Raw genomic sequence first — 24139 nt, forward strand, 5'->3', positions numbered from 1 at the left:
GCCGGCGACCTCTCGTCGCTGGCCCACCACCGGCTGTCCGTCCGAACCGTCAGCTCACGCCCCGAACCGCCTCGATGATCGTCTCGGCGACCTCGCTCGGCCGGGCCACCGCCATCGCGTGCGACCCGCCGACGACCTCGCGCTGCCCCCGGGGGTTGGCCCGCTCCGCCATGAACCGGTGCGCCTCGGCGGGGATGTTCTTGTCGGCGTCGCCGAACACGAACCAACTGGGCAGCGATCGCCAGGCTGGGTCGCCGGTGAGCTTGTCGCCCAGGCCCTGTTCGGTGATCGGCCGCTGGGTCCGGGCCATCAGCGCGGCCATGTCGTCCGACGCGTCCGCGCAGAACTGAGCGTGGTACTGCTCCTGGCCGATCGCCACCTCGTTCCCACCGCTCGACACCGGGTACTGCACCAGCGTGTCGGCGAGCGTGCTGCCGGGGAACTTCGCGGAGAGCGCCAAGGCCGACTCACCGGTGTCCGGGGCGAAGGCGTTGACGTACACGAGAGCCCGCACCGAGGTGTCGCCGGCTGCGGCCTGCGTGATAACCATGCCGCCGTACGAGTGGCCGACGAGGACGACCGGACCGCCGATCCCCCGCACGACATCCTGCACGTACGCGGCGTCGCCCGCCACGCTGCGCAGCGGGTTCGCGACGGCCACCGAGTCGTACCCGGCACCCAGCCGCTCGAGCACACCGTTCCAGCTCGCCGACTCGGCGAATGCGCCGTGCACGAGCACGAGCGTGGGCTGTGGATCAGGCATGACAGGTGCCCCCTCACTCCGTGAAGCTGTTACCGCAGGTCGCACTGGTACGCCTGGATACCCGTCACGCGAGTGTGAAACGTCGGGTCCGACCGGCTCGCCGATGACGCCGACCGCCCGCCAATGACCACCCGGGATACACGGGGTCGCCTGCCCGCGCGCCGGACCCTATAGTGAGTTCCATTATGAGACTTACTGCATTCTGGCGGTGGTGGGTCGCCGGCACGACCAGCCAACTCGGCTCGGCGGTCGGCGCGCTGGCCCTACCCCTGACCGCGTTGACCGTGCTGCACGCGTCGGCCTTCGAGATGGGTCTGATCACGGCGGCGGGCTATCTGGCGTACCTCCTGATCAGCCTGCCGGCGGGCGTGATCGTGCAGCGTCTGCCGCTGCGCGGCATGCAGGTCGCCCTGGATCTGGTCCGGGCCCTCGCCATCGCGTCGATCCCGCTGGCCTGGTGGTCCGACATGCTGACGGTGGCCCAACTGATCGCTGTCGCCCTGGTGGTGAGCTTCGCCAACGTGCTGTTCGACGTGGCGAACCAGACCTTCCTGCCGGAGATCGTGCCGGCCGCGCAGTTGCAGGCCCGCAACAGCCTCACCTCCGGCACGCACGCCGCCACCTCGCTGGGCGGACCATCCCTGGGCGGTCTCGCGGTGCAGTTGCTGGGCGCCGTGCCGACGCTGTTCGTGGACGCCGTCAGCTACCTGCTCTCCGCCACGTTGCTGCGCACCCTGCCAGCCCGGCGGGTGCAGCGACCGGCCGAGCGTCCGCCGATGACCACGATGATCCGCGAGGGCTGGCACTTCGTGATCCGGCACCCGATCATCAGACCGGCCATGTGGGACGCCACCGCGACGAACTTCGTCAACGGTGCCATGCTGGCCCTCTTCCCGTTCTACCTGATGCGTGAGCTGCACGCGTCGCCGCTCATGGTCGGGCTGCTGATCGCCACCGACGGCCTCGGCACGCTCATCGGCGCGGCGCTGACGACCCGGTTCACCAACCGTTTCGGCACCGCCCGCGGCCTCATCATCGCGGCCTTCGTCGGCGTGGCCGGCGCGCTCATCATCCCGCTGGGCACCGGCACCGCCGCGTTCCTGGCCTTCGCCGTCGGAAACCTCATCTTCGCGAGTTCCACTGTGGTGCTCAGCGTGACCACCCGTACGTACCGGATGATCGCCAGCCCGCCGGAGCTGCTGTCCCGGGTGATCGCCACGGTCAAGTTCGTCTCCTGGGGTGCCATCCCGGTCGGTGGCCTGCTCGCCGGCATCCTGGCCGGGCCCCTCGGTGCCCGTACCACCCTGCTGATCTTCGGGACGCTCACCGTGCTGTCCCCGATCATCTACCTGTCGACGCCGATCCGGCGACTGCGTGACCTGCCGCTCGACGCCACGCCGACACCCGTCGAGGCACGGGCGTGAACCAGCCGGATGCGCTCCCGATCTGCCCACATCGCTCACCGGATATCGACAGGAGGTGTACCCCTCAGTCCCCCGGGGCAAGAACCCGCCATGGAGGGAACGGCAGGGTGCGCGGGGCATCCGCACGGCCAGCAGCACCGAACCGGTGACCCGGGCCAGGTGGGGCTGGCGATCCCACTGACGGCAGTCTGCGGCTGATGCGGCTGAGGCACAGCCTCCCCCCGGTGGCGCTCGGCGCGGTGGCGCTCGGCGCGGCTCTGGGTGCCGACCCCGCCCACGCCGACACCCCGTCGCCGTTGCGGCTCCCACTGGTGGAGGTTGCCACCTCGCCGGAGGCCATCAAGGTTTCGGTGGCCGACGTGGTCGAGGTGGATCTGACCGTCCCCCTGCCCCTGCCGACCGCTGTCGTCTCCGTGCCCGTGCCTCTGCCGTCGACGGACCCGCTGCCCCTGCCGTCGGCGGTTCCAGTTACGGTGCCGACGCCGTCAGCCAAGCCCTCCACCGCCCGGCCAAGTCGGCCGGCTGGGACCCCCTCGTCGTCGCCCAAGGTCACACCGGCACCGTCCACCTCGGAGTCCCCGGAGGCACAGGCCGACTCGCAGCCACCGCCGACACCGCAGACGCCCGTGCCGGCGACAGTGTCCCGGGGCGGCGCGGACAGCACGTCCGACGGCGAGGCGTCGAGGCAGGCGAGGAAGACTGAGGCCGCCGTCACCGGACAGCGGCCCAACCCGCCCGCCCGGCCCGCACCGGGGCCACCGGCGTTCGTACCGGCGCTCGCGTCCGCACCGACCGGGGTCGGTGCCGGCGGCGCCGATTCACCCACCTCAACGGCCGAAGCTCCGCCGCCCACCTCGCCTCTGCGCGCAGGGCTCACCGTCACCGCCGTCGACATGCGCGCTACCAGCCGACCCGTCGAGCGTGGCCCTCCTCCGCCCCGCCAACTCCTGATCACCCACTCGCGTCCACGACGTTGATCAGGAGAGGTTCATGGAAATCGCCGTTATCTGGATCCCCGCCGACATCGAGCCGTCGGAGCCTGTCGTCGCGAGGTGTCTCAGCCACCTCCGCCGAAACTCCTACCGATTCGCAGGAGTCATGCGGGCCCCCTGGGAGAGCATCGAGCAGTCGATGATCGACGGAGAGGTGGATGTCGTCGTCATCGCCGACTTCGACCACCTCCCGCCGGACCGGTCCCCCAGGATCGAGCTGGCCAGTACCCCCGACGTCGACGAGGACCGAACGGTTCCGGATTCACCGCTCAACTGACACCACGAAGCGCCCCGTCCGTTGCGGACGGGGCGCTTCGTCGACCTGACGAGATCGCGAGGCCGGGAAGGACGAGGGCACCGACCAGGTCCGCATTCGTCGCACGGTTCGGTCAGAATGTCGGGCGGCGGCGTCCTGGCGCCAACACCGCAACCGGTAGGGAGCAGACCCATCGGCAACTCCGACACGATCACGCTGTGGCGGCCCACCGGGCAGGCAGAACTCGACCTCGTGGCGGCGGCCGGCTGGCGGGCCTGGCCGCCACGACTGCCGGACCAGCCGATCTTCTACCCGGTGCTCAACCGCTGGTATGCCACGAAGATCGCCCGCGAGTGGAACGTCCCCGCCAAGGGCGTCGGCTACGTCACCCGGTTCGACGTGCAACGGTCGTACCTCGACCACTACGAGGTCCAGCAGGCCGGTGGCCGCGACGTGCTGGAGTACTGGATTCCCGCCGAGAAGCTCGACGACCTCAACGCCCACATCGTCGGCGCGATCATCGCGGAGGCCGAGTACCGGGGCCCAGTTGACGACGAGGAGTTCGCCGAGGCGGAGAGGACCCTGGGCCGGGCGCTGCCGGACGCCTGGCGCACCTACCTGCAGGGTGAGTCGTGGTTCCGGCGGGGCTGGATGACCACCGACGCCTACGTGTGGCTCAACTCCCCCCGCGAGATGCTCGAGCTGCATGAGGCGTGGGACGAGGCCACCGACGCGCATCCTGGCATCGCCATCATCGGCGGTGACGGCTCCCGAGAACAGCTCGTCCTCGACCTGCGCAGTGACCCCGCCCCGGTGCTGCTGGTCGACATCACCAGCGGCGGCTGGGAGGACGCCGTCCAGTTGGCCGACGATGTCCGCCAGCTCATCGACCGCATCGAGGCGGGCACGTTCGCGTTCGACCTGGAGACCTGACGTCCGACCGGGGTGACGAGCACCTGACCGGATCAGGGCGCCACCGCGAACCCGAGGATCAGGCCGCGACGGCCGCCCGTACGTCGTCGTCGGCGGCGCGCAGCCGAGCGGCGGCCTCGTCGGCGGTGCAGTTCGCCAGCAGCAGCACGATGGCCGTCTTGGCGTGCCCGTGCGCCGCCGCGAGCGCCCTCGCGGCCGTGTCGAGATCGGTGTCGGCGGCGTCGGCGACGATCCGGCGCGCCCGGTCGACGAGCTTCTCGTTGGTGGCGTTCATGTCCACCATCAGATTGCCGTAGACCTTGCCGAGCCGGGCCATCGTGGCCGTGGAGAGCATGTTGCAGACCAGCTTCTCGGCGGTGCCGGCCTTGAGTCGGGTGGAGCCGGTCAGCACCTCGGGGCCGGTGGGCACCTCGATGGCGACGTCGGCGTGGCGGCTGGTCACCGCGTCGGTGTTGCAGGCCACCGAGACGGTCGCCGCGCCAAGCGCGCGGGCATGATCCAACCCACCGACCACGTACGGGGTACGGCCGCTGGCGGCGAGCCCGACCACAGTGTCGCGGGCGGTCAGGCCGACGGCGTCGAGGTCGAAGACGGCGCGGGTCGGGTCGTCCTCAGCGCCCTCGACGGCGACACCGAAGGCGCGTGCCCCGCCGGCGAGCAGACCGATGACCCGCTCGGGCGTCGTGCCGAAGGTGGGTGGGATCTCGACGGCGTCGAGCATGCCGATCCGGCCGCTGGTGCCCGCGCCGAGGTAGATCAGCCGTCCGCCCTGACGGAGCGAGGCCACGATGACGTCGACGGCGGCGGCGATGTCCGGCACGGCCCGGCGGACGGCGTCGGCGACGGTCTGGTCCTCGTCGTTCATCGCGAGAAGCAACTCGGTGGGAGACATCCGGTCGAGGTCGCCGGTCTTGTCGTTGCGGGTCTCGGTGCCGAGGGTGCTGAGGTCCACGGGGTGCTCGTTCCTCTCGCTGGTGTGCAGTCGCCGGCCGGCGGGGAGAGGTCTCCGGTCGCCCGGCGGCGGCTCGTCGTCGAGCGCGTCTCGCGACCCGCCGCCGCGGCCAGGCCGACGGCGCAGCTGCGAACAGTCCCCGTATCAGCAGGCTGAAACCACAGCGTAACCAGCCCGGACCGGCGGTGGCAAAAAGTTTCGAGTTAGGCTGGCCCAACGTCACTTATTGACAACCGCTGGTTGGGAGCGAGCCGTGCGTCAACTCGACCTCGTCGTGATCGTGCTGTACCTCGTGGTGATCGCCTTCGTCGGACTACGCCTGTCCGGTAAACAGAAGTCCGCCAAGGACTACTTCGTGGGCGAGGGTCGGCTGCCCTGGTGGACCGTCTCGTTCTCGGTGGTTGCCACCGAGACCAGCGTTCTGACCGTGATCAGTGTTCCCGGCGGCGCCTACAGCGGTCAGGGCTTCGGCAACGTCGAGCTGGCCCTGGGTTACGTCATCGGTCGGGTCGTGGTGGCCGCGGTGCTCATCCCGCTCTACAAGCGGGGTGGGTTCGTCAGCGCCTACCAGTACCTCGGTGAGCGGTTTGGCCTGAAACTTCAAGGGCTGGCGTCGGTGACCTTCGTCTTCACCCGCCTGCTTGCCGAGGGTGTACGGCTGTTCGCCTCGGCCATCCCCATCAAGCTTCTTCTCGACGAGTTCGGGCTGAACGTCGGCTATCAGGCGATCATCATCGTCCTGACGCTCATCACTGTGGTCTACACCTACCTCGGTGGCATCAAGGCGGTCATCTGGACCGACGCCATCCAGATGGGGCTGTACCTGGGCGGGGCCATCCTGGCGATCGCGGTGCTCAGCCACGCCGTCGGTTTCGACGGCTACTCACAGGCGCTGGACGCCGGCAAGTTCCAGCTCTTCGACACCAACTTCAACCTCGCGCACGTGCTCACCAGCCCGTTCGCCCTGCCGACCGCCATCATCGGTGGCGCGATCTTCGCGATGGCCAGCCACGGCTCGGACCAGCTGATCGTGCAGCGCATCCTGTCCACCCGCACGCTGCGCGAGGGACAGAAGGCGATGATCTCCTCGGGCATCTTCGTGGTGATCCAGTTCGCGGCGTTCTCCCTGGTCGGGGCGCTGCTGTGGTCGTACAACAAGGGTCAGACCTTCAAGGAGCTCGGCCTGGCCAGCAGCGACAACCTCTACCCGAGCTTCATCCTGCACGCCCTGCCGGTGGGCATCTCGGGTCTGCTGGTGGCCGGCATCCTCGGCGCCGCGATGGGCTCCTTGTCCTCGGCGCTGAACTCGATGTCGAACTCCACGGTCGCCGACTTCATCCACAGCTTCTTCCGCACGGTGCCGTCCGACGACACGATGCTCCGGCTCGCCCGGGTGATGACCCTGGTCTGGGCGGTGCTGATGGCGATCTTCGCCTGCGCGTTCAGCTCCAGCACCGGAAACGTCTACCTGACCGGTCTGACCATCGCCGGCTACACCTACGGGGCGCTGCTCGGCGCCTTCCTGCTCGGCCGTCTCGTCAAGCGGGCCAACCAGGTGGACGCGGTGATCGCATTCCTGGTCACCGTGGCGGTGATGACCTACATCGTCCGCTACGTCAAGATCGATGTGACGACGGCCGGAACCACCACCGCCACCGCCATCGCCGCGCAGTGGCTGGTCCCGATCGGCGTCCTGATCACCCTGGTCGTCGGCGCGGTGTCCAGCCGGTTCCACCCGGCCCCGGAGACGCCGTACGACCATGGACGTACCGACGAGGTCGACGACGGCACGGCGGCGGCGCCAGCCGGCCGGGCGTGAAGGAGGACGTGATGCGCGTGATCGGCCTGATGTCCGGAACCTCCTACGACGGCATCGAAGCCGCAGCGGCCGAGTTGGAGCTGAGCGGCGACACCCTGCGGATGCGACCGCTGGGCCGGCTCAGCCACCCCTACTCGGACGAGTTGCGCACGCAGATCGCCGCGGCCCTGCCGCCCACGGCGACCACCACCGAGGCGATCTGCGTGCTGGACACCGGCATCGGTCAGGCCTTCGCCGAGGCCGGCGCGCGGGCCCTCGCCCAGCTGTGCGACGGCAGCGCCGACCTCGTCGTGTCGCACGGGCAGACGATGCATCACTGGGTGGAGGATGGCAGGGTTCGGGGCACTCTCCAGCTGGGTCAGCCGGCCTGGATAGCGGAGGCCACCGGCCTTCCGGTCGTGGCGGACCTGCGCAGCCGCGACGTGGCCGCCGGCGGCCAGGGCGCCCCCCTGGTCGCCCTCTTCGACACACTGCTGCTGGGTGGCCTACCCGGCGTCCCGGCCGCTCTGAACCTGGGCGGCATCGCCAACATCACCGTCGTCGCGCCGGACGCGGACCCACTCGCCTTCGACACCGGCCCGGCGAACGCACTCCTCGACGCCGCCGCCCGCCACTTCAGCGGGGGCACCGAGGAGTACGACAGGGACGGGCGCGGGGCGGCTGCCGGGCAGGTGAACCCGGACCTGCTGCGGCGGCTGCTCGACGAGCCGTACTACCGGCTGCCCGGCCCGAAGAGCACCGGGAAAGAGCTGTTCCATCTGCCCTACCTGCTCGCCGCCCTCGCCGACGCGCCAACACCGGACCCGCAGGACGTGCTGGCCACGCTCACCCGGCTGACGGCGGTCACGGTGGCCGGCGCCTGCCGCGACCACGGCGTCACCCGGCTCGTCGTCTCCGGCGGCGGCGCACACAACCCGACCCTGATGCGCATGCTCGCCGACGAGCTGCCCGGCGTCCAGCTGTCCTCCAGCGACGACCTGGGCATCGCGTCGGACGCCAAGGAGGCGCTGGCCTTCGCGCTGCTGGGCTACCTGACCGTGCACGGGCTGCCCGGCACCCTGCCCTCGGGCACCGGCGCGCGGCACGCGTCGGTGCTCGGCAGCATCACCCCCGGCCGGCAGCCGCTGCGGCTGCCGGCTCCGGCCAGCACCGCCCCCGCCCGGTTGCGTGTCGTCGCGTCTCCGGTGGCCGACTGACCATCCCTTCTCGGAGGATCCGCTCATGAGCACCGTCGTACCCGTGCCGCCGCCGAGCGCGGCCGGCGCTCGCGCCCGCGAGGTCGCCGAACTGCTGCGCTCGCGTCTCGGCGATCCGAACCGGGCCAGCGCCGAGCTGCCCCGGAGGTTGGCGGCGGCACACGACGCCTCGCCGTACCTGTTCGAGCCGCAGGCCGTGGTCCGGGCCGCCTCGGCCGCCGAGGTGGGGGCGCTGATGGCCGGCGCCCGCGAGGCCGGCGTGCCGCTGACCCTGCGCGGCGGCGGTACCAGCCTGGCCGGGCAGGCCGGCGGCGCGGGCGTGCTGGTCGACGTCCGTACCGACTGGCGTCACGCCGAGGTCCTCGACGACGGCCGCCGCATCCGGCTCCAGCCGGGCCTGACGATCCGGCAGGCCAACGCCCGGTTGGCCCGCTACCGACGCCGACTCGGCCCGGATCCGGCCAGCGAGGCCGCCTGCACTGTGGGCGGCATGGTGGCCAACAATTCCAGCGGGATGACCTGCGGCACCACCGACAACGCGTACCGCACCATGGAGTCGCTGCGCTTCGTGCTCCCGTCCGGCACCGTCGTCGACTCCGGCGCCCGCGACGCCGACGACCGGCTGCGGGCCGACGAGCCCGAGCTGCACGCCGGGCTGCTGCGCCTGCGCGACCGGGTGCGCTCGACGCCGGGGTCGCGCGCCACCATCGAGCGGCTGTTCGCCATGAAGAACACCATGGGGTACGGGCTGAACTCCCTGCTCGACCACAGCACCCCGGTCGAGATGCTCGCCCACCTGATGATCGGCAGCGAGGGCACGCTCGGCTTCGTGGCCGAGGCCGTTTTCCGTACCGTCGAGATCCACGGCCACGCCGCCACCGGCCTGCTGATCCTGCCCGGTCTCACCGACGCCACCGACGCGCTGCCGGCGCTGCTCGCCGCCGGAGCCCGTACCGCCGAGCTGCTCGACGCGGCCGCGCTGCGGGTCAGCCAGCGCGACCCGGGTGCCAGCACGGCCCTGCGCGGGCTGACGGTCACCGGGCACGCCGCGCTGCTGGTGGAGTTCGCCGAGGACAGCGCGGAGCAGTTGGCCGCGACGTTGGCTGACGCCCGGCCCGTACTCGACCGGCTGCCGGCCGTCACCGGCACCGAGCTGACCCGCGACCCACGCGAACGGGCCAACCTCTGGCACCTGCGCAAGGGCCTCTACACCGCCGTCGCCGGGGCCCGCCCGCCCGGCACCACGGCCCTGCTGGAGGACGTCGCGGTGCCGATGCCACGCCTGACCGGCACGTGCGACGGGCTGATCCGCCTGTTCGACAGGCACGGCTACCCGGACGCGGTGATCTTCGGACACGCCCGGGACGGCAACCTGCACTTCATGCTGACCCAGTCCTTCGACACCCCCGCCGAGATCGACCGCTACGCCCGGTTCACCGACGACATGGTGGACCTGGTGCTCGCCGAGGGCGGGACACTCAAGGCGGAGCACGGCACCGGGCGGGCCATGGCGCCCTTCGTCCGCCGGCAGTACGGCGACGAACTGTACGACGTGATGCGTGAACTCAAGCGGTTGTGCGACCCGAGCGGCCTGCTCAACCCCGGTGTACTGCTCAACGACGACCCGACCGTGCACCTGCGGCAGCTCAAGGCCGTCCCGACGGTCGACCCCGACCTGGACGCCTGCGTCGAATGTGGCTACTGCGAGCCGGTCTGCCCCACCGCCGACGTCACCACCACACCCCGGCAGCGCATCGTCCTGCAACGGCAGATCGCCCTCGCCACCGCCACCGGCGACGAGGAGCGCCGCCGGGAGCTGACCGCCGACTACGAGTACGCCGCGGTGGACAGCTGCGCCGCGGACAGCCTCTGCGTCACCGCCTGCCCGGTCGGCATCGACACCGGGGCGGCGATGAAACGGCTGCGCGCCGAGCGGCACAGCCCTCGCGCCCAGCGCACAGCCCGCACCGCCGCGAAGCACTGGCAGGCCGCCGTGACGGGCGTCCGGGTGGGGCTGACCGCCGCGCACACGGTGCCGACACCGGTCACCCGCGCCGCCACCGGGATGATCCGTGGGCTCGGCGCCTCCGAGCTGGTGCCACTGTGGACCGACGACATGCCGCGTGCCGGCGCGCCCCGCCCCACCCCGCGCAGCGCGCCGGACGCCCAGGCGGTGTTCTTCGCGGCCTGCGTCGGCAGTCTCTTCGCCCCCGAGGACGGCTCGTCCGGCGGGTCGGCGGCGGCGTTCCTGCGCCTCTGCGAACTGGCGGGGGTGCCGCTCGTCGTACCGAGCGGCACGGCGGGCCTGTGCTGCGGAACCCCGTGGCAGTCCAAGGGTTACCCCGCCGGCCACCGCGAGATGGCGCAGCGGACCCTGGAAGCGCTCTGGACGGCCAGTGACGAGGGTCGCCTGCCTGTCGTGTGCGACGCGTCATCGTGCACGCACGGCTTGACGCAGCTGACGGCCGCGCTGGCCGAGGAGGATCGGGCACGCTACGGCGCGCTGCGCTTCGTCGACAGCGTGACCTTCACCGCCGAACACCTCCTGCCGGCGCTGCCGCAGCCCCGGCGACTGGGCTCGCTGGCGCTGCACCCCACCTGCTCCACCGTGCACCTCGGCGGCATCGACGACCTGCGCGCGGTGGCCGGGGCGGTCGCCGACACCGTCACCGTGCCGGACAGTTGGGGGTGCTGCGCCTTCGCCGGTGACCGGGGGCTGCTGCACCCCGAGGTCACGGCCGGTGCCACGGCGGCTCAGGCCGCCGAGATCAATGAGCGCGACCACGACGCGTACGCCTCCTGCAACCGCACCTGCGAGATGGGCATGAGCCGGGCCACCGGCCAGCCGTACCGGCATGTGCTCGAGGTGCTCGTCGAGGCGATCGAGCCGCTGGCGTGACCCGCGCGTGCCCATGAACGCGCCGCCCGCCACGGATCTGCGGCGGGCGGCGCGTTCAGTGCGTGGAACCTCAGGAGAGGGCGATGTCGCGGTAGTAGTAGCGCAGGATCGCCTGGTAGCTCTTGCCCTCGTTGGCGAGGTCACGCGAGCCGTACTGCGACAGCCAGTCCCCGTCCACCCAGCCACCGCATGCGGTCGTCGTCGCACAGTAGTGCGCCCGCAGGATGTTGCCGCTCCGGGTCATCCGGGCCGACCACGTCCGGTCCACCGCGGCGGACGTCGACGTCTGTGCCGTCGACGGCCGGTAGACCTGGTCACCGGTATCGTCCCGGACGTCGTAGCACTGCCCGCCGGACGTCTTCCGGGTCGAGTGCAACGCCCAGTACCAGCCGTAGCTCTTGACGGCCATCGCACCGGCGTCCAGCGAGGCGGACGGCCAACTCGTCACCCACTCGTTCGGGAGGACGTTCTTGACGTACGTCTTGAAGTCGACCCGGTCGACCCGGCCGAGACTGACCCGGTAGACGAGGATGGTGCTCGGCAGCCTGCTGTTGGTGCCGTCGGTGCTACAGCCCGTCGGCCCGCTCAGCAACTCGTGCGAGGCGTTGTTGTTCTTCAGCGTGGCGTTGAGGTTTCCCTTCGCGCCGGACGTGAAGTCCTGGCTCGCACCGGCGAAGTTGCTGTTGAACCAGACCCGCACGGTCTTGCCGGTGCGGTTCCACACCGACGCGGCGTTGTTCTTCACGCACAGGCCCTTGCCGCTGCCTGAGCCCTTGAAGTCGTAGCAGGTCGGCTGGGTCGTGCCGTAGTCGTCGAGTGAGTCCGTGAAGTCGGAGACCGAGCCGGCCTGGTTGCTGTTGTAGTAGTAGCAGAACTCGCCGCTGTCGCAGGTTCCGTCCCGTGCGGCCGCCGCTGCCGGTGAGGCGACACTCAGGATGGAGGTGGACATGGCGAGGACGGCGCCGACGACGGCGAGGCCCTTGCGGATACTCATGGCGTCCTACTTCTCGTTGTAGCCCTGGGAGTTCCAGAACGAGGTCGGGTCGGCGTTGTCCAGGGTGGGGTCGCCGACGCTGACGGCCGCGTGGGTCTGCCGGCCGGCCCGGACCTCGACGTGGGTGTGCGCGCCCGAACTGGACGACACCCCGTGCCACGACTCATCGGCGATGATCTCGCCCTTGCTGATGGCGTCGCCCACGCTCACCCCGGACTTCGGCGCGGTGTGCAGGTAGATCACCGTCTTGTTGAGCGAGGAGTTGTAGACGGAGATCGTGGACAGGCCGCCGCTGCCGGTGCTGCCCCGCGCGACGTAGATGACCGTTCCGGAGACCAGGGCCCGCACGTCCGAGCCGACGCTGCGGGCGATGTCGATGCCCTCGTGCCGCCCGGGCGTGGTGGTGTAACCGTCGAAGCCGCACGTGACAGTGCCGCCGCTGGCCTGGTACAGGCCGTACGACAGGTTCGTTCGCGCCGACGGCGAGAACTGGTGCGAGGCGTTGTTGTTCTTCAGCGTGGCGTTGAGGTTTCCCTTCGCGCCGGCCGCGAAGTCTTGGTAAGAACCGGCGTAGCCGCTGTTGTAGTAGACACGCACGGTCTTGGTGCTGCGGTTCCAGACCGAGGCGGCCTCGTTCTTGATGCACAGGCCCTTGCCAGCGCCAGCGCCCTTGAAGTCGTAGCACGAGGGCTGCTCGGTGCCGTAGTCGTCGAGCGATCCGGTGAAGTCAGAGATCGATCCCGCGTTGTCGCTGTTGTAGTAGTAGCAGAACTCGCCACTGTCGCAGACCCCGTCTCGGGCCGCAGCCGACACGGGCGATGCGACGCTGAGGATCGAGGTGGTCGCGGCCAGCGCGACGCCGACGGCGGCGAGGCTCTTACGGATGTTCATGGTGTCCTTTCCCAAACGGTGAGCGGGTGCGGGTCACTGCCCGCGCTGGTACTGCTCCCAGGTCGTGATCGGGACCGGGGGGCCGTCGTCCGGTCCCTGGTTGGCCAGGCCGTTCATGCCCAGGTAGTAGTCGCCGACCTGGTGCTGCGCCTGGCTGGACAGGTCCGTGTCGTTGATCGCCGTGGCGTGGATGTGCCACGGCCAGTCGCCCTGACTCGGGCTACGGACCCAGGCGGCGAAGCCGACCTGACGCAGCGCCCTGGCGACGGCGGTGCGCCTGGCAGCGGTCATGCCGGTGACCGCGATGTCCACCACACCCCCGCCGTCGTGCGTACCGGCCGAGGTGGGATCGCCCCCGGGGTTGTAGGAGCCCTGGTCGAGCACCAGGGAGTAGCCGAGGACACGCTGCGCCTCGGCCAACATGGCCTGGGTGCGGGCGTTGACGACGTACCCGTCACGCGGAACCTTCGCGCCCGGGCCGATCGTGTTGCCGACTGTGTAACGGTTCAGCCCGAGCCTCGTCAGCGACGTCGTGCCGGGTAGCCCGTTGGCGGCCAGCCCGGTGTAGCCGAGTGAGCGTTGGTACGCCGCGTACGCCGAGACGGTGACGGTCCCGAAGTAGCCGTCGACCCACTGTGCGTTCAGCAGGCCCCGCGCCTGGAGCGCCTGCTCGACGGCGAGCACGGAGTTCTTCGCGCCCGGGGTCAGTGTGTTGTCTGCGCGGCGGGGGTCGATCTGGGCCGCCAGGACGGTGGCCTCCATGTCCACGACTGGCCGCGCGGCCGTGGTCACGGGCTGCTGCGCTGTGGCGCCGAATGTCGCGGCTCCGGCGTGGGCCGGAACGCCGACGGCCACGCAGAGCACGGCGAGCCCGACGGACATCCAGTGACGGCGCACTGTCGATCCTCCTCGCAATTGGTGAGTCGTTCGGAACGGACATCACCTTGCGAGAATCGGCCTGCTGTTCGGTACCCCTGTTGTGCTGTCAGATCCGTCAGGCCCTCGCCGACCTCGATGGATGTGGTGTTGTCAGATTCGGTGACGTCCGGGGCTGACATCGAGCGATGGCACTCCGGCACCGGCCGGGGCGACCGGGAGCGCGTTCAGGCGGTGACGGTGACCATGAAGTAGACCGGCCGGCGGGTGGGGAAGTACTCCTGCCCGTTCTCGTCGACCATCTTCCAGCTCACCCAGCACTTTCCGGGGCGGCTGGGCGCGGTGACCTCGACACTGATCATCACCTGCTCGTCAGGTGGTGTGTCACCGATCGCCACCCGATCCGGCACCTGGCAACCGTCGGCGTCGGCGGTCGGGTTGGTCCGCGCCAGGAAACGGTTGTGCCAGGCCACCTTCCCCACGTTCTTGAGCGCCCACACCTTGACGAACTGGGAGTTCACCCGCACCCGGGTGCCGTCGGGAATGGTGACGTCGGCGATGAACTTGCTCGAGTCGCCGGGGATCAGCGAGTCCGAGAACGCCGACGGCGAAACGGTCGGTGTGGACGACGCCGCCACGGTGCCGGGGGCGTCCCGGGACGACCGGCCGCGGACGACGACGCCCAGCACGGCGACCATCGCCACCACCAGGACCACAGCGGCGGCGGCGAGCCACGGCAGCCGCTGCCGCCGTCCCCTCGCGACGTCCTGGTCGGTCGGCGGATAGTCGGTGCCCCGTAGCGGGTTCTGCCGCTCCGACGGCACGGGAACGACAGACGCGACGGGCCTGGTCGTCTCCGGGGCGCCGGTCCCGGTGTCGGACCTCATTCCACCCGTGGTGATCGGGGTGTCGAGGCCGGTCGGGGAACCGGTGCTGGCCGGGGTGGCATCGCCGTCATCGGAGCCGTGAACGGACGCGGGACGCTGCGCGTCCTCCCAGCGACGCCGCCACTGGGCCTCGTCCGCCTCGCAGGCGCGGACGAACTCCCGGACCGTTTCCCAGGAGGGGAACCTGGTGCCGGCGGCGGCCTCGTGCAGCGTGGTGTGCGAGATCCGGCCCGAGCGCCCGGCCATCTTCCGGAACGACGGGTCACCCACGCTGGTCCGCAAGGTCCGAAGCTGCTCGGCGAACCTCTCGGCGGCCTGTCTGTCCTGAAGCGACTGGGTGGCGGCACGCTGGTCCTTCATCACTCCCCCATGTCAGACGACGTCGTCCGGCGTTGTCAGAGCGTGCCAGAGGGTACCGATCGGGACAAGGCCGCCATCAATGTGCTGCATCGACGACGCCCGGGCTGGCGCTCACCGAACGCTTCACCCGCCCGCAGGCGGACCGGACCGCCGCCCGGCTGGGGCCCGCCGGGGTGGTGGTCCCGGCGGGCCGGGCTTCACGGGCAGGGTGTCCGCGCGCAGACGTCGACGACCTTGCCGGTGAGCAGGAAGACCGCCTTCTGTTTCTGGGCTCCGGCCTGGGCGCGGGGGAACTCGTGCGGATCGTCGCCGTACTCCGGCCCCGCCGGGGCGAGGTTGGTCGGTGGCGGCGCGTATGCCGAGCCGCTGTTCCAGATCACGATCGCCGAGCCGTTGTACGGATACCGGCGGATCGGCGTGATGCCCCAGTACGGCCGCACGTCCAGTGACCAGCCGTCGGCGAGCGCGGGGGTGTGCAGGCGCGCGCCGATGGTGCGCGCCTGCACCTCGGCCGCGGCGGGCGAAACCTGCTGGTCGGCGAAGGCCACGTGCATCAGCACCTGGTGCGCCGGCGTACGCGGCAGCGGCCGGTCGGTCATGTGCTGGGCGTACCCGTTGGCCTCGGACCGGTCCCACAACATCTGCAGCAGGGCGAGGACCAGCTGTTGGTCGGCCCTGTCCGGGTAGTAGCCGTCCAGGACGGTCTGGAACGGTGCGAAGTCCACGCTGCGTTGCAGCAGCGTGGAGTAGTTCATCGCCGGTACGCCGAGCACCGACCGGGTCCAGTCCTGGGCGATGGCGGTGAGGGCACCTCCGTTGATGCCGCCCTGGCTGTTGCCGTCGTAGTGCAGCCCGCCGACGCGATCGATCAGCGGCCGGGCGGTGGCGTCCCGAAACGCCGGGTGGGCGGCGAACCCAGCCGGGTGAATCATCGCGCGACCCAGGAAGAGGAAGTTCAGGAAGCTCTGCTGCAACCGGTCCGCCACGGCGGGGAAGGCGCTGAGGTCGGTGAAGGCGTTGGCCACGAAGGGAACGTCGGCGGCGGCCATGCCGATCCAGCTGGTCGCGCAGAAGGTGAAGTTGTGGGTGTTCGACATCGTCCTGACGTTGCCGGCGTTGATCTCGGTCGGTCGGCCGAGCAGTCCGTGGCCGTAGAGCGAGAGGTGGGCCGGCCGCGCAGCCGAGGCGCTGCGCGGGATGTTGCAGACGAAGTCGGCCGCCACCGTCGCGCCGGACGGTGTGGGCAGGGCGTTCGGCGTGGGCGGCGTCCCGGCGCCGCCGGCGGGCCCGTAGTGCAGGCGGGAGCCGGGCCCGCCATCGCCGGTCAGATAGGACGGTACGCCGACGGTGCCGGTCACCTGCCGGGCGATCAGCGGATCCTGCTCCGGTGAATAGTCGGTCACCTGGGTGACGGTGACCGGCGGCGCGGCCCGGCCGAGGTCGGCGAACGCGTCGTCCCGGACCGCCAACATCCGCCCGGTCAGCCCGTGCCGACTGGCCACGGTGAAGTCCCAGGCCAGGTAGAGGCTGTGCCGCTTGACGCCGGCCCGGCTCAGATCGGCGACGATCCGCCTCAGTTGCGGCCCCCGCGCGTCCCGCTGCTTGAGGCCGGCACCGGACAGGTACGCCGTGAACGTCCTCGGCGCCGGAATCGACGCCCCGTCACCGTCCCGCAGGCCGCGCAACCCGACGACGTAGCGGCTGCCCTCGGTCAGCGCCACCGCCGGCCGGATGATCAGCAGTTGCCGGTCGGGCTGGCCGGTGGCGTGCGCGTCCAACTCGGCCCAGTACGGCGTGCGCTCACCCGTCCGGGTGTTCAGCAGCACGATCGGCGCGTTCGGCGCCAGCGAGCGGCCGATGTCGGTGACCGGCGCGATCCCGCTGGCCGCGGCGTCGAGACCGGGTACGCGCACCAGGATCGGGGAGCCCGGGCTGAACCCGTCCTGCCGGTTCCACTCCGTCGGGTCGATCGGGTTTCCCTGCACGTTGGCGGGCAGCGCGGCGGCGGCGAACCGCACCCGCCTGCCGGTGGGGCTGCTCCGGTCCGCCACGGTGAAGTAGTCGTTCGGGAACGGCAGCAGGCAGGCCGCCGGATCGATCGGGTCGCAGGACGGGTGCCCGGCCGGTGCGGGAGTCGTTGGCGGTGCGGCGGGGGCCGCCGTGCCGAGCAGGACCGCACCCGCCGTCACCAGCACGGACACGGCGAGACGGAGCCCTCTGGAGGTGGTCACACGCATCTCCTTCGACGCTGGACGGCGGATCGACGGGTGGTGTCCTTCCTACGCTTGTGAAAGAAACTCAGCAAGCATCGATGTGTCCGCCCGCAACCGCTCGTGGGCGCCGCAGCAGTACGCCGCCGGCGACGCCCGCGAGAATCGGGAAGGCGGCCACCACCAGCAGTTGAGCACTCGCCGGCAGGTCGGTGGCGAGGCCCAGGAGACCGATGCCGATCGCCGAGGCGGCCACCTTCAGCCCGGCGCCGATGGTGAAGACCTGCGTACGGGTCGCCTCGGCGGCCAGTTGGCTCCGGGCCAGGAACAGCGCTGCGGCGAACGGTCCGGTGAAGAGCCCGGACAGCGCGAACAGTGCGGCGGCCAGCGACAGGGAGTGCACAGTGGCGGCCAACGCGAGGGGTACGCCGACCGCGACCATGGCCCAGACCGTCACGAGAGGCGCCCGGGACGCCGGCATCGGGCGCCACGCCCAGAGCAGTGATCCCACGAACGCGCCACCGGCGGTCACACTGAGGAGCAGTCCAGCTCGGCTGGGTTGATGCGCAGCGGCAGCGAGGGTGGTGGCGACGACAGCCAGACCGCCGAGGCCCAGTTGGCCGATGCTGGTGGCAAGTGTGATCGTTCGCAGGGCCCGGTTCCGCACGATCTCGCGGGCACCCTGGAACAGGTCGACCGCTCGGGTCTGCTCCCCGGCGGACGGGGCGGGCAGGCGCAGGGATGCGACGCCGAGCGCGCCGAGCCCGCCGGCGACCGCGAGCGCCATGATGGCGGCGCTCGGGTTGGCGTACGCCACCGCCAACCCCACCGTCGCGGGCCCGACCATGCCGGCGACGGTGTACGACAACGAGTCGAGCGCGAAGGCACGAGCCTCGTGCGCGGGGCCGGCCAGGGCGGCCAGTTGGCTGGTCAGCCCGCCGGTCACCGCGGGTCCGCAACACCCCGCTATCGCGAGGACGAGGTAGGTCTGCCACAGCGGCGCGTGACCGAGCAGGGCGACCGTTGCCGCGAGGGCGCTGGCGAAGACGGCGATCGCGGGGGCGAGCACGGCTGCCGGTCGTCGCGACCGGTCGACCAGCCCGCCGACCAGGGGCGCTGCCACGACGTGTGGGAGGAGCAGGGTCGCGACCAACATCCCTCCGACGGCTGCGCTGCCCGTCCGTTCCAACGCGAAGATCACCAGCGCGACCCGGGCGCCTTCGTCAGCGGTACGGGCCAGCAGTGCCGTGACCAGGTAGCGGCTCAGCCGAGCGGCGTCGCGGTGGCTACCGGGATCCAGCTCCGTCACCTGTTCGACCGGTGATGACATCGCCTCACTCTTGCACCACGTCGCGTCACCGGTCAATATGGTGACGTGGAGTTTGAGTTCATCGCCGATCGGCCGGTACTGGACTTCCTTCCCACCCTCGCCGAGCGCGGCCACGCTGATGTCGAGCAGCTGACCACGCCGACAGATTTCGCGGACTGGGCCGTCCAGGCCGGCATCGTCGAGCAGGCGCCTGATGTGGACGGCGCCGGCCTGCGGCACGTCAAGGCGGTCCGAGAGGCGATTTTCCGGCTGGTCCAAGCCTTGATCGACGGCACGGGCGCGGCCACGGCGGATCGCGATCTGGTGAACGAGGCGGCAGCGGGACCACTGCCTACGCTGCGCCTCGACGTCGACGGGGTGCACCGCAACGGCGGCCTGAACGCCGTCCTGACAGTCCTAGCCCGCGACTGCCTGGAGTTGCACGCCAGCGACGACCGGCTGGCCCTCCGCTGGTGCGCCGACGAGCGCTGCACCCGAGCGTTCGTCGACCGGTCGCGAGGCGCACGGCGGCGTTGGTGCGGCATGCGCGGCTGTGGGGACCGCGCCAAGGCCGCCGCGTACCGCCAGCGACGGCGAACGGCGGCCCAGTGACGGCAACAGAATCGCGGTCGGTGGCCGGCAGCGCGATCACTCTCTGGCTGCTGGCCACCGACCGCACCAACGACGACTCACGCGAAGGTCAGTCGGTGATCACCGGCCAGGCGTAGGCCAGCAGGGCGCAGGCGGCGCCCAGAAGCGCGAGCGAGACACCCCTCGTGGGCAGCGGCAGAGCAGCGAGCACGATCAGGATGACGGCGACAACGTAGAGAAATGCCTGGACCGACATGGTGCTCTCCTCAATCAGGGGTAGCGGGCGGCTGCCTTCAACCGCCGGGATGCCCCCCGGCGTGATCGCGGAAACCTCCTGATGATCACGGTTCGGCCCACAGTGGTGCGTCCGCCGCGGTGTCTACGGCGCGAGCAGCAGCGCCTCGGCGCCAACCGGTCGAAAACCCGCCGCCTGGAACGCGCGCACGCTGCGCGCGTTGCCGGCGGCCTGCTGGGCCCAGACCGGCTGACCGTCGGGCACCAGATGTCGGGCGGCCGTCGCCAGCGCCCGTCCCAGACCCCGGTGGCGACACTCGTCGTCGACCTCTGTCGCCGCCTCCCATCGGCCGGCCACCCCGCGGCCGAGCACGACCACCCCACCCTCGGCGGCCCAGACACGGACGTCGTCACGACGCCGACGTGCCCTGACCTCGCGAGGATGACCCGCGTCCGCCAGCTCGGTCAGCGGCAGTGGAGGTGGCCCGTCAAGGCTGCTCGCCACGGTCAGCAGGTCGATCGTGTCCATGGAACGCCGAGTGTGGTCGAGCAACGCACCCAGGAAACGCGGATTCATCGTGGCCGCCAGTGGATCGCAGTCGATTGACGCCAACGTACGGCGTACCCACTGGGGGTCCTCGTCGGTGAACACCACCGAGTGTCCGGTGAAGGCGATGACTCCGGCATCACGGCGGCTTGGCTGTGGCACCACTGTGGTTCCACCGTCCGGTGGCGGGAAGTGCCCGTGCGCCGCCGCGTCCAGGATGTCGGTCAACGTGCTGGCCATTGTCGCCCTCTCTTCGGTCCCCCGACCGCGCGGCTGCCGACAGGGGACGCGGCAATGCGCTTCCCGCCCGTTGTCAGCGCGCGACCAGACAGTCTTGAGACATCCTGCCGCGCGACGTGAGCAGCTGTGGGGCCGCCGTGATGTGATGGAGATCAATGACGATCAAGGGTGTGACCCGGCCTCCGGATCACACCCTTGACACAGTCGATGATCTGGACGGCGCCGCCGACGGCCCCGCCCGCTACCCCGAAGGGTCAGCAGCCGATCCGGCTCGACCCCATCGCGACGTCGTCGTACCAGAGGGTGTCGGCTCCGCCGCCGTAGCTCTCCCAGCCCAGCTTCAGGTCGGTGAGCTGCGGCCGCCAGGTGCGGTTGTACCACTGGCCGTCGATGTCGTGTGTCGGTGCGCCGTCCGCAGTCAGCCCGGGAATGGCGGTCCCGTCCACCCAGGTGCGTAGCTGACCGGCCGCGCCATCCACCATGAACTCCACGCAGGTCCACCGGTTGGGGGGCAGTGGCAGGCTCTGCGCCACCCCGGCCGGGCTCTGCTCGGGCAGGGTCGCGTCGTCGGAGGCGCGGTTCCACTGCAGGGCGCCGTTCTGGCCACCCAACCGCAGGTCCCTGTTGCCGTCGGCCGCGTCGGCCATCGCCATCATCGTCGTGTGTTCGGTGGGTTGGGCGGTGGTGTGCCGCACCCAGATCCGGCCGTACCGGACGTTGCCCACGCTGCCGAGGTTCTTCGTGGATCTGATGAAGACGTGATTGCAGTACCCGGCGGCGCCGTTGATCCGGACCGACCGGCTGCCGCTGTGTGCGGTCGCCGTGTCGATGGTGGCGGTACCCGCGCCGGAACAGTCCGGGCTCACCACGGTCCAGTCACCGGATGGCGTCGAACCGGTCTGGCCCTCGAAGCCGTCGCAGAGCACCGCGCCGGCACACCCGGCCGGCGGCTCGGTGGTGGGCGGAGGCGTGGTCGGCGGAGGCGTGGTGGGCGGTGGGGTGGTGGGTGGAGGCGTCGTCGGCGGTGGGGTGGTCGGCGGCGTGGCGCCGTTGCACGGCACGCCGTTCAGGCTGAACCCGGTCGGGGCGCCACCGCTGGTGCCGTACGTGCCCTGCAACCCGAACTCGGTGGAGCCGCCGGCCGGGATACTGCCGTTGTACGACGCGTTGCGGGCGGTCACCGTCGATCCGGACTGGCTGACCGTGGCGTTCCAGCCGCTGGTGACCCGCTCGTCCCCGGCGTACGTCCAGGTGACGGTCCAACTGGAGACGGCGGCGTCCCCCGGGGAGACCTTGACGGTGGCGGTGAATCCGCCGGGCCACTGGTTGGGTGTGTAGTCGACCCGGCAGCCCTGGGCGGCGGTGGCCGGGCCGGTGAGCAGGGCCGCTCCGGTGGTGGTCGCGGCGGCGGCCAGCGCGGCGGCGACCACCAGGGTCGCGGCGGGGCGGGCACGGAAAATCGTCATGAAGGGTCCTTCTGCCATCGAGCTGAGCGGAGGCGGCACGGCGGCGCGTCCTGGACGGACGCGGCGTGGCAACGTGCCCTGGATGCGGCGCGGCGGTGCTCCACAGCGACCGGTCGCGCGTACGACCGACATGCCCGGCTCGGGGTGGACCTGTCAGCCGCCGACGGCCCGGTCTCCCGGACCCCGGCGGCGCCCACCCTCAATCTATTGACGAATGCCGATCGAATCAAGCGCCGGCGGCGCTACCCAACCGCGGCGATCATGCGGTTTCGGTTGTCGACACAGACGGGATGCCTTTATGTCGGGACAGCAAGAGCAAGATCGCCGAGCAAGGGACAGCGAAGAATGCTCCGGGCTCGTGTCGATCCGCGGGCCGCCCGTTCGACGTGGGGATGCTGGGGTCGAGAGGCGGCCCGCCGGATGAGGAGAACGCGATGTCGAAGTACATGTTGATTATGCGGGGCACCGATGAGACGAACGCGGCCATGATGGCCAACCTCGACGAGATGATGGCCGCCACCCGCCAGTTCATCGAGGACATGATGAAGGCCGAGGTTCTCGTCGCGGCCGAGGGGCTGGACGATCCGCGCCAGGGCGTCGTTGTCGACTTCGGTGGCGAGGCACCGGTGGTGACCGACGGTCCGTACGGCGAGACCAGGGAGTTGTTCGGAGGCTACTTCCTGCTCGATGTCGCCACGAAACAGGAGGCGGTCGCGTGGGCCACGCGGGTCCCGGCGGTCCGCGGGTCCAAGATCGAGGTCCGGCGGGTGGCCGAGGCCGACGAGGTCCCGCAGGGCGGCGAGAGCAACGGCCAGGTCTGATGGGTACGGCCGACGTCGAGGCCGTCTGGCGGATCGAGTCGGCGCGGATCGTGGCCGCGCTGACCCGGTTCACCGGTGACTTCGGGCTGGCAGAGGACGCGGCCCAGGAGGCGGTGGCCGAGGCGCTGGTGTCCTGGCCGCGCGCCTCTCCGGCCAATCCGGCCGGGTGGCTGATGGCCACGGCCCGGCGGCGGGCGATCGACGCGATCCGCCGCCGGGTCGCCCTCCACGAGCGGTACGCCCTGTTGGCGGCCGATCCCGCGCTCGATCAGGACATCGACACCGACCGGATCGATGACGATGTGCTGGCGCTGATGTTCGTGAGCTGCCACCCGGTGCTCTCCCGCGAGTCGCAGGTGGCGCTGACCCTGCGGGTGGTCGGCGGCCTGTCCAGCGAGGAGGTCGCCCGTGCGTTCCTGGTGCCGGTGCCGACCGTGCAGGCCCGCATCACCCGCGGCAAGAAGGCGATCACTGCGGCCGGGGTGCCGTTCGAGCTGCCGCCGGCCGCTGAGCGCCGCGAGCGGCTGGGCGGCGTGCTCAACGTCCTCTACGTGATCTTCACTGAGGGGTCGACTGCCACGTCGGGCGACCACCTGCTGCGCCCCGACGTGGCGTACGAGGCGATCCGGCTGGCCCGCACACTTGCCGCGCTCCAACCGGACGAGCCGGAGGTGCACGGCCTGCTCGCCCTGTGCGAGCTGACGGCCGCGCGTTTCCCGGCCCGGACCGACCCGGACGGCACCCCGATCCTTCTCGCGGAGCAGGACCGCCGGCTGTGGGACTTCCCGGCGATCCGCCGTGGGCTGGCCGCGCTGGCCAGGGCAGCGCAGCGCGGCCTCGGCCCCTACGGTCTACAGGCCGCGATCGCGGCCACGCATGCGTCGGCCCCCTCGGTCGAGGAGACCGACTGGGCCCGGATCGTCCGGCTCTACGAGACACTCGGCAGGGTCGCGCCCTCGCCGGTGGTCGAACTCAACCGGGCCGTCGCCGTCGCCATGGCCTCGGGTCCGGCACCAGCCCTGGCCATCGTGGACGCGCTGATCGCCGCCAGCCGGCTCTCCGGGTCACACCTCGTCCCGACCGTGCGCGGCGAGTTGCTGACCCGCCTCGGCCGGCTTCCGGAGGCGCGCGCCGAGCTGGAGCTGGCCGCCCGGCTCTGCGCCAATCAGCGCGAACGCTCGGTGCTGCTGCGCAAGGCGGCCGCGCTGAGCTGACGTAAGGCCTGTTTCATAAGGGCGGTCGAGCCGAGGCGGAGTCCGGGCGGCGATCCGGCAAGGCGCGGTTTCGTCCGGATACCGGTGTTGTATTCGGACGAAACCGCAACGCCGCCGGTCGTCGTCCGGGCCCGCCGCAGGCCGGCCAGTTCTTATGAAACAGGCCTTAGCTTGATCTTTAACCTGCGGGGCGGTGGCATCGACCCCGGCTGATCATGGGGACAGCCCTTGGTCGATCATTCCTCTTGTCTAGGGAAGAAGATCG

20 protein-coding genes and 1 pseudogene are annotated in these 24139 nt (G+C 70.9%); 10 read left to right on the plus strand and 11 right to left on the minus strand.

Annotated features, from left to right (window positions below):
* Window positions 1-49: 49 nt before the first annotated feature.
* On the minus strand, window positions 50-763 hold the full coding sequence (locus ACGF3C_RS29285) for an alpha/beta hydrolase (RefSeq protein WP_357230395.1): 714 nt from the start codon (window positions 761-763) through the stop codon (window positions 50-52).
* Window positions 764-948: 185 nt separating this feature from the next.
* On the opposite strand from ACGF3C_RS29285, the gene ACGF3C_RS29290 reads away from it, so the two are divergent.
* The 4 genes and pseudogenes from ACGF3C_RS29290 to ACGF3C_RS29305 all read left to right on the plus strand — a co-directional run.
* Window positions 949-2187 carry an MFS transporter gene (locus ACGF3C_RS29290; RefSeq protein WP_393226900.1) on the plus strand — a complete coding sequence of 413 codons (1239 nt, stop codon included), beginning with the start codon at window positions 949-951 and terminating at the stop codon, window positions 2185-2187.
* A gap of 197 nt (window positions 2188-2384) precedes the next feature.
* Window positions 2385-3164, plus strand: a complete 780-nt coding sequence (locus tag ACGF3C_RS29295; RefSeq protein WP_393226902.1) for a hypothetical protein — start codon at window positions 2385-2387, stop codon at window positions 3162-3164.
* A 13-nt stretch (window positions 3165-3177) separates the two neighbouring features.
* Window positions 3178-3456, plus strand: a complete 279-nt coding sequence (locus tag ACGF3C_RS29300; protein ID WP_357230389.1) for a hypothetical protein — start codon at window positions 3178-3180, stop codon at window positions 3454-3456.
* A 171-nt stretch (window positions 3457-3627) separates the two neighbouring features.
* Window positions 3628-3975 (plus strand): annotated as a pseudogene (locus ACGF3C_RS29305) (ADP-ribosylation/crystallin J1); the annotation flags it as partial.
* 451 nt (window positions 3976-4426) lie between these two features.
* Here the strand turns inward: ACGF3C_RS29305 and murQ are convergent.
* Window positions 4427-5320 carry an N-acetylmuramic acid 6-phosphate etherase gene (gene murQ, locus ACGF3C_RS29310; RefSeq protein ID WP_357224890.1) on the minus strand — a complete coding sequence of 298 codons (894 nt, stop codon included), beginning with the start codon at window positions 5318-5320 and terminating at the stop codon, window positions 4427-4429.
* Between the two features lie 253 nt (window positions 5321-5573).
* Here murQ and ACGF3C_RS29315 point away from each other — a divergent pair, with 253 nt between their 5' ends.
* Genes ACGF3C_RS29315 through ACGF3C_RS29325 form a run of 3 tightly spaced genes read left to right on the plus strand, consistent with a single transcriptional unit; the run spans window position 5574 to window position 11234 of the window.
* Window positions 5574-7139: a sodium:solute symporter gene (locus ACGF3C_RS29315; protein WP_357224895.1), complete on the plus strand. Its 1566-nt coding sequence runs from the start codon at window positions 5574-5576 to the stop codon at window positions 7137-7139.
* A gap of 11 nt (window positions 7140-7150) precedes the next feature.
* The gene (locus ACGF3C_RS29320; protein WP_393226904.1) at window positions 7151-8335 is read left to right on the plus strand and encodes an anhydro-N-acetylmuramic acid kinase; all 1185 of its coding nucleotides are present in this window, start codon (window positions 7151-7153) and stop codon (window positions 8333-8335) included.
* 25 nt (window positions 8336-8360) lie between these two features.
* Complete coding sequence (locus ACGF3C_RS29325; RefSeq protein WP_393226906.1) at window positions 8361-11234, plus strand: FAD-binding and (Fe-S)-binding domain-containing protein; 2874 nt, start codon at window positions 8361-8363, stop codon at window positions 11232-11234.
* Between the two features lie 70 nt (window positions 11235-11304).
* Here ACGF3C_RS29325 and ACGF3C_RS29330 read toward each other — a convergent pair whose 3' ends face one another.
* From ACGF3C_RS29330 to ACGF3C_RS29355, 6 genes are all read right to left on the minus strand, one after another.
* Window positions 11305-12228 carry a peptidase inhibitor family I36 protein gene (locus ACGF3C_RS29330; RefSeq protein WP_393226908.1) on the minus strand — a complete coding sequence of 308 codons (924 nt, stop codon included), beginning with the start codon at window positions 12226-12228 and terminating at the stop codon, window positions 11305-11307.
* A gap of 6 nt (window positions 12229-12234) precedes the next feature.
* The gene (locus ACGF3C_RS29335) at window positions 12235-13119 is read right to left on the minus strand and encodes a peptidase inhibitor family I36 protein (protein ID WP_393226910.1); all 885 of its coding nucleotides are present in this window, start codon (window positions 13117-13119) and stop codon (window positions 12235-12237) included.
* 33 nt (window positions 13120-13152) lie between these two features.
* Window positions 13153-14016, minus strand: coding sequence for a peptidoglycan-binding domain-containing protein (locus ACGF3C_RS29340; RefSeq protein ID WP_357231590.1), 864 nt, complete (start codon window positions 14014-14016; stop codon window positions 13153-13155).
* Window positions 14017-14222: 206 nt separating this feature from the next.
* Window positions 14223-15242 (minus strand): NBR1-Ig-like domain-containing protein, encoded by a 1020-nt coding sequence (locus ACGF3C_RS29345; RefSeq protein ID WP_357231587.1) that lies wholly within the window; start codon window positions 15240-15242, stop codon window positions 14223-14225.
* A gap of 197 nt (window positions 15243-15439) precedes the next feature.
* A complete protein-coding gene (locus ACGF3C_RS29350) occupies window positions 15440-17473 on the minus strand; it encodes a hypothetical protein (RefSeq protein ID WP_393226912.1) in 2034 nt (677 codons plus the stop codon).
* A 67-nt stretch (window positions 17474-17540) separates the two neighbouring features.
* Window positions 17541-18782, minus strand: coding sequence for an MFS transporter (locus tag ACGF3C_RS29355; RefSeq protein ID WP_393226914.1), 1242 nt, complete (start codon window positions 18780-18782; stop codon window positions 17541-17543).
* Between the two features lie 45 nt (window positions 18783-18827).
* Between ACGF3C_RS29355 and ACGF3C_RS29360 the strand changes: the two genes are divergently transcribed.
* Complete coding sequence (locus tag ACGF3C_RS29360; protein ID WP_393226915.1) at window positions 18828-19373, plus strand: CGNR zinc finger domain-containing protein; 546 nt, start codon at window positions 18828-18830, stop codon at window positions 19371-19373.
* Between the two features lie 88 nt (window positions 19374-19461).
* On the opposite strand, the gene ACGF3C_RS29365 is transcribed toward ACGF3C_RS29360, so the two are convergent.
* The 3 genes from ACGF3C_RS29365 to ACGF3C_RS29375 all read right to left on the minus strand — a co-directional run bounded on the left by ACGF3C_RS29365 (window position 19462) and on the right by ACGF3C_RS29375 (window position 21839).
* Window positions 19462-19608 (minus strand): hypothetical protein, encoded by a 147-nt coding sequence (locus ACGF3C_RS29365; protein WP_167337290.1) that lies wholly within the window; start codon window positions 19606-19608, stop codon window positions 19462-19464.
* 123 nt (window positions 19609-19731) lie between these two features.
* Window positions 19732-20373, minus strand: coding sequence for a GNAT family N-acetyltransferase (locus tag ACGF3C_RS29370; protein ID WP_393226917.1), 642 nt, complete (start codon window positions 20371-20373; stop codon window positions 19732-19734).
* Between the two features lie 254 nt (window positions 20374-20627).
* Window positions 20628-21839, minus strand: coding sequence for a cellulose-binding domain-containing protein (locus tag ACGF3C_RS29375; protein ID WP_393226919.1), 1212 nt, complete (start codon window positions 21837-21839; stop codon window positions 20628-20630).
* Window positions 21840-22273: 434 nt separating this feature from the next.
* Between ACGF3C_RS29375 and ACGF3C_RS29380 the strand changes: the two genes are divergently transcribed.
* Together ACGF3C_RS29380 and ACGF3C_RS29385 are read left to right on the plus strand one after the other, a co-directional pair.
* Complete coding sequence (locus tag ACGF3C_RS29380) at window positions 22274-22660, plus strand: YciI family protein (protein WP_357234431.1); 387 nt, start codon at window positions 22274-22276, stop codon at window positions 22658-22660.
* Entirely contained in the window at window positions 22660-23874 is a 1215-nt protein-coding gene (locus ACGF3C_RS29385; RefSeq protein ID WP_357234428.1) for a DUF6596 domain-containing protein, read from the plus strand. The genes ACGF3C_RS29380 and ACGF3C_RS29385 overlap by 1 nt, the downstream gene beginning before the upstream one ends.
* Window positions 23875-24139 lie beyond the last annotated feature (265 nt).

The sequence above is a fragment of the Micromonospora sp. NPDC047762 genome (assembly GCF_043204655.1).
In the GTDB taxonomy this organism is placed as follows: Bacteria; Actinomycetota; Actinomycetes; order Mycobacteriales; family Micromonosporaceae; genus Micromonospora.